Origin of the sequence: Lactobacillus sp. (assembly GCF_051873315.1) — a bacterium.
Lineage (GTDB): Bacteria > Bacillota > Bacilli > Lactobacillales > Lactobacillaceae > Lactobacillus.
The window spans coordinates 1-7402 of record NZ_JBJEES010000099.1 but is presented as its reverse complement, the minus strand read 5'-3'; the positions used below and the strand labels follow the sequence as shown (position 1 = coordinate 7402).

General features: G+C 51.4%; 8 protein-coding genes. 4 read left to right on the top strand and 4 right to left on the bottom strand.

What is annotated here, in order from left to right; all coding sequences use genetic code 11:
- A partial coding sequence (locus ACI32D_RS05920; RefSeq protein WP_439775684.1) for a substrate-binding domain-containing protein occupies positions 1 to 599 on the top strand: 599 nt, incomplete at its 5' end.
- An 18-nt stretch (positions 600 to 617) separates the two neighbouring features.
- The gene (locus ACI32D_RS05915) at positions 618 to 1523 is read left to right on the top strand and encodes a LysR family transcriptional regulator (protein ID WP_439775683.1); all 906 of its coding nucleotides are present in this window, start codon (positions 618 to 620) and stop codon (positions 1521 to 1523) included.
- Positions 1524 to 1566: 43 nt separating this feature from the next.
- On the opposite strand, the gene ACI32D_RS05910 is transcribed toward ACI32D_RS05915, so the two are convergent.
- Genes ACI32D_RS05910 through ACI32D_RS05900 form a run of 3 tightly spaced genes read right to left on the bottom strand, consistent with a single transcriptional unit; the run spans position 1567 to position 5065 of the window.
- Complete coding sequence (locus tag ACI32D_RS05910) at positions 1567 to 2190, bottom strand: hypothetical protein (RefSeq protein WP_439775682.1); 624 nt, start codon at positions 2188 to 2190, stop codon at positions 1567 to 1569.
- Positions 2191 to 2206: 16 nt separating this feature from the next.
- Positions 2207 to 2608, bottom strand: coding sequence for a hypothetical protein (locus ACI32D_RS05905; protein ID WP_439775681.1), 402 nt, complete (start codon positions 2606 to 2608; stop codon positions 2207 to 2209).
- A 21-nt stretch (positions 2609 to 2629) separates the two neighbouring features.
- On the bottom strand, positions 2630 to 5065 hold the full coding sequence (locus ACI32D_RS05900; RefSeq protein WP_439775680.1) for a hypothetical protein: 2436 nt from the start codon (positions 5063 to 5065) through the stop codon (positions 2630 to 2632).
- 196 nt (positions 5066 to 5261) lie between these two features.
- Between ACI32D_RS05900 and ACI32D_RS05895 the strand changes: the two genes are divergently transcribed.
- Positions 5262 to 5930 (top strand): hypothetical protein, encoded by a 669-nt coding sequence (locus ACI32D_RS05895; protein WP_439775679.1) that lies wholly within the window; start codon positions 5262 to 5264, stop codon positions 5928 to 5930.
- Here the strand turns inward: ACI32D_RS05895 and ACI32D_RS05890 are convergent.
- Positions 5916 to 6821 (bottom strand): LysR family transcriptional regulator, encoded by a 906-nt coding sequence (locus ACI32D_RS05890; protein ID WP_439775678.1) that lies wholly within the window; start codon positions 6819 to 6821, stop codon positions 5916 to 5918. The genes ACI32D_RS05895 and ACI32D_RS05890 overlap by 15 nt on opposite strands.
- Positions 6822 to 7189: 368 nt before the next feature.
- On the opposite strand from ACI32D_RS05890, the gene ACI32D_RS05885 reads away from it, so the two are divergent.
- The coding region (locus ACI32D_RS05885; RefSeq protein ID WP_439775677.1) for a helix-turn-helix domain-containing protein at positions 7190 to 7402 on the top strand (213 nt) is incomplete at its 3' end.

Here is a 7402-nt window from a genome sequence, read left to right as displayed (position 1 = left end):
ACAGCTATGTCATTGGCAAGTTGATCCAGGAATACAGGAAGGTCAGGCCTGAGGTCAAGATCTTCTTGGAAAATTACGACCACCGGACTATGGTCGCCCGCTTAAAGCAGGGCTTTTGCGACGTAATCTTGACCAGACCCGAATCAATCGACTCCGGCGTCACCCTTACTTACGACAAGCTGCTAGAAGGCCGCTTTTACGCCGTCTGCAGCAAGAGCTACGGCTATATTGGCAATTCACCTGTTACTTTGAAGGACTTGTCCAAAGAGCGCTTGATCTTCCTTGACAACAGCTGGTGCCTGCCCAAGCAGAATTCCCTGCAGAATGCTTTAAGCCGGGAGCTGGCCAGCCTGGACTATGCCGTGGCAAACAACATGGCTGACTACACCCAGATGATTTCCGCCGGCCTGGGCATCGGCATCTGCGCCGACTTTGTCGTTGACCCCAGCGACGACCAGCTGGAGCTTTTCCCCTTGGAAAAAGAAGTTACTGACGAAATCGGCTTGGTCACTTTAAAGGACCGGAAATCACCGGCCGCCGACTTTATCGCCTGGGTCAAAGAGCGAGGGCTGCCGGCCACCCACCCTGTCGCAAAGTAAGGAGCTGGAAAGAAAACAATGAACACAGAACACTTGGCAATTTTTATCAACCTGGCTGAAACCTTGAGCTTCTCCGGGACAGCCATGAACATGGGGGTCTCCCAGTCGGCAGTCTCCCAAACTATTTCTTCGATGGAGCGCTATATCGGGGCCGACCTTTTCTACCGGACCAGAAAGAAGGTCTCCTTGACCCCGGTCGGCAAGGCCTTTTATGAAGACATCCGCCCTGTTCACCACAATTACGTGGAGGCTTTAAGACAGCTGGAAAGCTTAAATGCGCAATTTAAGGACAAGATCACGGTTGGCATCAGCAACTCCCCTTACGAGATCTTTGCCCTGGCCAAAAGCATCGGGGCCTACCAGGCTGCTAACCCAAAGGTCCAGTTTGAAATCGAAAGCCACAATTACCGGGACCTGGTTGGCCTTTTAAACGAAGGCGCCTTGGACATCATTTTCTTAAACCAGGACTCCTTGGGTTCTGGCGCCAAGATCAAGTTCAAGCCGCTTTTGACTGGCAAGTACTGCGCTGTTTTCCAAAAAGACTATGATTTTGCTACTCGCGGGTCGGTCAAGCACAGTGACTTGAACAGCCAAAGAGTTATTTTCTTAAATGACAATATTTGCACCCCTGGCCAGTATTCTTTGCAAAAAATCCTCTGGCAGGAGCTTCCCCACCTCAAGGTAACTTCCGCCAACTCCATCAATGCCGCCATGCTCAGCATCCGGGCGGGTCTAGGCATCGGCATCCTGCCCAACTTCCTTTTGCCTGAGCAGATCAAGGACTTAACAGTCGTTCCTCTTTCCGGCAAAAATGAAATCAGCTACGGTACGGCCATTAAAGAACACACCATGTCCGCCGCCAGCCAGGACTTCTTTGACTGGCTGGAAACAGACAAATTGCCGGCTATGCACGAACTGGCTTAAATTAAAAGGCTAGAAGCATTTCCGCTTCTAGCCTTTTTGCATGCTATTTTAAATTTTCCTTGGCGGTCAAGGCCAGATCCCAGGCCAGCCAGTCGCCCGTATTGTCTGAGCCCAGCCACTTGTCCAGTCTTACCAGACTGACCCCGGTCAATTTCACCCAGGCCGCCTTGGTCAAGCCTTTAGCCGCCAGACTGCCGGGCGCTACTTTCTTTAAAAAGGCCAGGTCAGCCGGGTCATAGAGGGCGCTGGCCCGCAGATTGTAGGCCCGCTCTTTAACCCCCATGAAGACCAGGCTGTGAGCCAGGGCTGCCAATGGCAGACCGGTCTGCTCGCTCCATTCTTCCAAGCTGAGGCAGTGGTCAAGGGGAGTCGGCGCCAGAGGGAAAAAGTAATTTTTCTTCCAAATTAAAGCCTGCCTTGGCACTTCCTGGCCCCGGTCAGCAAATTCCTCCTGCAGGAGCTTGATGTCCTCGTCATACTGGCGGATCAGCTTGGTCTGGTAGGCCTTCAGCTTGATCAAGGTTGGCATCTCTTTTCTGGGAACTGCCGCGTTTTCGGCCGCCGTGTCGGTCAAGAGGGCCCCAAAAACGATCTGCCAGCGGCTTCTCCGCTTCTCGTCCAAAATCTGCTTTAGTTCATCCCCGCCCAGCTGGGCCAAGTCCGTCATTGCCGTCCCTCTTTTCTTAAGCCAGGGCTTCCTTCAGCGGCTTAAAGCGCTTGTCGCCCGTGGAAAAATCTCTGACCAGCCACTGGAAGTCGCCTTCATACTTGCAATACAAGAAGCAGCAAGCCAGGTAGTCCCCTTGCTCTTCAGTTGCCCGGTCAAAAACTTCCGTGTCCGCGTAATTTTCCAAGACCAATTGGTCTTCATGCTCGTCCCGGTAATAAGCCCTGCTGGTCGCCGCCGTCTTTCCCAGGCTCTTTAAATCGCCCAAATTGACCAGAGCCAAAACTTGCTCATAGTCCTGGTAGTTTTCCTCCAGAATCCGGCCGGCAATTTCCAAGTCCCCGTCATGGTCCAAGACCAGGCTGGAAACGGTATTGTCTTTTTCTTGTACGGCAATCATGCTTTGCGTGTCGGTCATCTTATTCTTCTTTCTAAAAAATTACTTGAAAAAGCGGTCGAAGAAACCCCGCGGCTTCTTTTCCTCGCTCTTGGCGGCTTCAGCTGCCTCCTTGGCCTGGGCCAGTTCATCTTGCAATTTCTGGATCTGGTCGGCCTGCTCCTTCTTCTCAGCTTCCGCCTGCTGCTGCTTTTCAGCCTGGGCTTCTTTTTCCGCCAAAAGCTGGGCATTTTGCTCGGTGACCTTCATCATCCGGTCCATCATTTCCGCGTTCTTCTTGAGGTATGGAGCGATATTTTCCCCCATTCTCTGCCCCTGGACTTCCGCGGCAGCTCTGGCCTTTTCCATTTCAAAGCGCTCAGCCGCGATCCCGGTCTCCTTCTCATAGCGCTCGACCAGCAAGTGGTTTCCTTGCCACAGATCCATATTGGCCATCTTCACCGTCAGCCCCTGGCTGTCAAAAGTCTTGCAGATCTCGGCTGAAGCCGGCAGGTAGGCGAAGTAGCGGTTGATGTCAGCCCCCTTGTTTGGGAAGACCCGGGCCGGAATCATGCATTCCGGATTGTCCCGGGTAAAGGTGATTTCCCGCAAAGTTGCCTCATCGTGCAAAAGAATGCTCCAGTTCCGCCGGCCGAGGTCTTCAACGATATTGTAGTTCTTCATGTTGAAGTAGTGCTTGGTTTCCGTGTTGACTAGGCCGTATTCCTCAACCAGCTGCCAGAAGGCGTGCTTGACTGGGTAGAGGAAGTCCCGCTTGAGCTGCAAGTAGTCCTCGTCGTCCATCTCATCCAGCCAGCGGTCGATCTGCCGGGTCAGGTAAAGAAAGAGGGTGTTGTTCAGCCAGTGACCATGGTTGTCGGTATTGCCATCCAGATATTCAAAAAAGTGAATATCCGCGTCCGTCTTCTTGCGGAACTGGTTGCCCTGGCTGATCACGTAACCCCGCCGGCCAACTTCAGTCAAAAGCTCGATGTCCTTGCCCTTGCTGTTCATGCTGAAAATGGCTACCGGTTCCACCGCCAGTTTCTCGCCATGCCGGTTGCTCCGCTTTTTCAAAAAGCTCTGGGCCGCGCTGGAAGAAAAGAGGGACACTTCCGGGTCATCGATGCAGATCGGAGTGATGACCTGGTCTTCATCCATGTAGTGGTCGGTAAAGTTCCAAATATTCTTGTTGATGACCTTAGGGTTGGAGCTGTAGGCGCTGACCCGGTCCTGCTTGCTCAAGCTCTTTCCGGCCAGCAGCTTCTTTCTGACGGCTGCCGTCATCCCGAAGAGCTTGTCTTCTGAACTGGCCTGGACGATTTCCTTGGTGTTGCCGATGGTCAAGTTGGAGGCAATCTTAAGCAGGGTCGACTTGCCGGTTTCCCCCTGCCCGACCAGGCCGGCCACGATCGGGACATCTTCCACGATCCCGTTTCGCTCATCGATCGCCTGGCGGATCTTCCAGATGCTGCCACTTTCCAGGACATACATCAAGAAGGAGAAGGCGGCCTGGGATTCATTGTCCTGCTTGCGGTCCCGGTAGAAGCGGATAATGTCAAAAATCGCTGACACGTCCTGCCGGGTCGGCTTCTGGACGGCCACTGGCTCTTCTTGGTAGGAGTCAATTGCCGGCTTCTCCAAAATCGTCCCGGTTACCGGGTCTTGCAGGTAAAGCGGGCGCGGGTAGTGGGCCTTCTCATCTGGCAAAACAATGGCTTCGCCATTTTCGTTGCCCTCGCCAAAGACAATCTGGCTGAGGCGCTTGCTTAATTCCTCGTCAGCCAGGATCTTTTCGCCAGTCAAATCCTGCTTGTCAATCCCGCTCTTAAAGCGCAGAAGCTTGGCCGTCTTCTTAAAGGACACGCCTGCCTGGCTTTGGGCCAATTGCCCCAGCCGGGTTGCTTCTTTAAAGTCCTTTAAAGGCGCTGTCGCCATTTTGTCTGCCAAGCCGCTGACTTCCAGCAGGTACTGGGACCGCTTGTCTTCTTCTTGGTCCAGATAGCCCTGGTAGATCTCCCTGTTTAAAATATCACTGGCCTTGGCCATCAGCTCTTTGACCAGCTGCTGGACCATGGCCCAGTCGTCCCCGGTCTTTTCCCCGCTGCTTAAGGCATAAGTTGCCCCCTGCCCCCAGTAGAAACGGTACTTGTCTTTCCCAGTCAGCAAGAAAAAGCTGCTCTCTTTCTCTGGTAAAAATTTAACAGCCAACTTGCCGGCAGCCAGTTTTTCCTTTAAGTCTGGACAGTCGCCGGCTAAAAGCGGAAAGAGACGGGACAGTTCGCTTGCCGCGGCGAGTTCGGGAACTTCCTCATCCCCAAAAAGCAGGCAAAGGTCTGCCTGCTCAAATAACCCGGTAACTTCCCGGTCCAGCAGGGTCCAGTCAGGAGCAGCCAGGGCGGCCGTCAAAGTCCCGTATTCCTCTCCTGCTTCCTTGATGTCTTCCAGCAAGCCGTGCTGGATCAGTAACTTTCGCTGAGTATCAATAATCCTTGCCATCTGTCTTATTTCCCATTCATGACTTTTTGCCTGCCATATTGCAGACCTTTAACAAGATTATAGCACTATCCGGCCCGTTTTCGGCAGCGTTTACCCGCTTTGCTGGCAAGAATCTGCGGATTTTTGCCAAAAGAAAGCCGGGCGGGAAAAAATAGTTTATCATGAAAAGAGAAAATAGTTGAAAAGAGGAAAAATAATGACCATCTCCCAATACTTTATCCTGGGCTGGATTGGCTGCGGGATCTTCATTCTCTTTGCCTTGATCTGGCTCTTTGGCCTCATCACCAGCCAGCCGCGCCTGCGCTTTGTCTGCGACTTCTTCATGGTCGGCGCCTTGTTCATCATGCTGATCGGCTTTGGCGCCCGGCACAAGCAAATCGTAATCCAGGAGAAAAGGCAGGCAGCCATCGCCCTTAAGCAAAAGAATTACCAGCAAACCGGGGAAAAGTTCCGGCAAAACAGCACTGGTATCGCCAAAAGCATTGATGAAGCTGCCTCCAGCGTAACTACTGCCTGGCAGGATGCCTTAAAGGCAAATCAGCAAAAGAAAAAGGGCAAGAGCAAGAAAAGTCCTGTCTCCCCGTCTAAAGCCGTCAGCCAGGCCTTTAAGGACGAAAAGAGCAAGCTGGCAAAGAGCAAGAAAAAACTGCTCAAGCAGGCCGACCTTCTGGCCTTGCTCAAGCAGTATCAGTATAAAAATGCCAAAGTCAAATATGCCAGCTACCAAGCTGTCCAAAAGACTGAACTGGCCTACTACAACGCCGTCGTCAGCATCAACGGCTTAACCCTGGCCCAATACAAAAAGCAGGTCAGCCGCGCCAAAGACAAGTATGACCAGGCCGCTAGTGAATTAAGCACGCGTTAAATCATGTCCTTGGCAAAATTCCACGATAAAAGTGGCCATCTTCTGGGCCACCTTCGGCTCTTGGGCCAAGTTTCGGCTGGCCAGGCTGATGGTATACGATGTATCTTCCGTCACTGGAACGGTGACCGCACCAGCCGCCTCATGATACTTGGACTTAGGCAAAAGGGCCACCCCTTCGCCAATGGTTACCAAGTCAACCAAGGTCCGCACGTCATCAGTTACGCTGCTGATTTGGGGATGAATGTCGTTTTTGGCAAAAACATCAGCGATAATCCCTGCTAAGGCGTGTTCTTCCCCAAAAGCCAGGTAGGGATAGTTCTCAATCTGCTTCAAGCTGACTGACTTCTGCTTGGCCAATTCATGGCCAGCCGGTAAAAGCAGCTCTAGCTTTCTGTGCATCATTGGCACTAAGTCAAAGCCGGCGATCTTTTCTCCTGGCCGGGTGGTAACAATTGCCAAGTCCAATTCCCCGCTTTGCAGCATGTCCAAAAGCTTACCGGTCACGTCTCGCTTCAAGTTGAAATCGACCCGGTATTCCGGATTGACCTGCCGGTATTCCTTGATCACATCTGTAATGAACTGGTGGGCAACGATTTCGGCGACCCCGATTGACAGCTTGCCGCTTTCGCCCAAAGCCATCTCGGCTAATTGCCGCCGGCCTTCCTTGATCTGCTGGACTCCGGCTTCACTGTACTCTTTGAAGACCTTGCCGTAGACGGTCAAGCGGATGTTGCGGCCTTCTCTTTCAAAAAGAGGGACGCCCAGTTCCTCTTCCAGTTTCTTGACCGCGTAGCTCAAGGTTGGCTGTGAGATCCCCAGTTTTTCCGCCGCCTGGGCCATATACTGGGTCTCAGCCAGCTCGTTGAAGTATTCCAAGTGTTGAAAGTTCATGTCTTTTTCCTCATCAATAAGTCTCAGCTCCTATTTTTGCGAAAATTTTAGTTTTTAGCAAGTTTTTAGCATTTTTTAAATGGATTTTTAGCAATTTTTGAACTTTTTCGCAAAAATTTCCTGCTAAAAACCGTCAACATAAGTTCGGAAATATATGATTTATAATTCCTATACCGCTTTCATTCCTCTTTCTTGAACGGAAAAGTCGCATTTAGCCAAAAAATCAGCGGTAATTATTTGAATTTCGCCGAATATTATGTCAAAATTGAGTAAGCATGATTGGCGTTGACTAATAGGAAAAAGGCGCTATAATAATCGTATTGTAAAATTAATTTTGTAAATTCATTCACTTAAAAGAGAGCATTAAGATGAAACAAGACGTACTTTACCAAATCTTGACAACTGCTGAAGACTGCCAGACGGTCAGCGATATCGCTAAGAAGCTTTTCCTTAGCCAGCCATACGTGAGCCAGGTTCTGAGCAAGGCAGAAAAGAAATACAATGTCGTTCTGCTGGAAAGAAGAACCCTGCCAATCGAACTGACCGAAGCCGGCCGGACCCTTTGCGACGGCTTGGCCAAG

What these genes read in the sequence shown, in the direction of transcription:
- ACI32D_RS05915 (WP_439775683.1), top strand. Translation starts at nt 618, where the DNA reads ATGAACACAGAACACTTGGCAATTTTTATCAACCTGGCTGAAACCTTG.
- ACI32D_RS05895 (WP_439775679.1), top strand. Translation starts at nt 5,262, where the DNA reads ATGACCATCTCCCAATACTTTATCCTGGGCTGGATTGGCTGCGGGATC.
- ACI32D_RS05910 (WP_439775682.1), bottom strand. Translation starts at nt 2,190, where the DNA reads ATGACGGACTTGGCCCAGCTGGGCGGGGATGAACTAAAGCAGATTTTG.
- ACI32D_RS05900 (WP_439775680.1), bottom strand. Translation starts at nt 5,065, where the DNA reads ATGGCAAGGATTATTGATACTCAGCGAAAGTTACTGATCCAGCACGGC.
- ACI32D_RS05890 (WP_439775678.1), bottom strand. Translation starts at nt 6,821, where the DNA reads ATGAACTTTCAACACTTGGAATACTTCAACGAGCTGGCTGAGACCCAG.
- ACI32D_RS05905 (WP_439775681.1), bottom strand. Translation starts at nt 2,608, where the DNA reads ATGACCGACACGCAAAGCATGATTGCCGTACAAGAAAAAGACAATACC.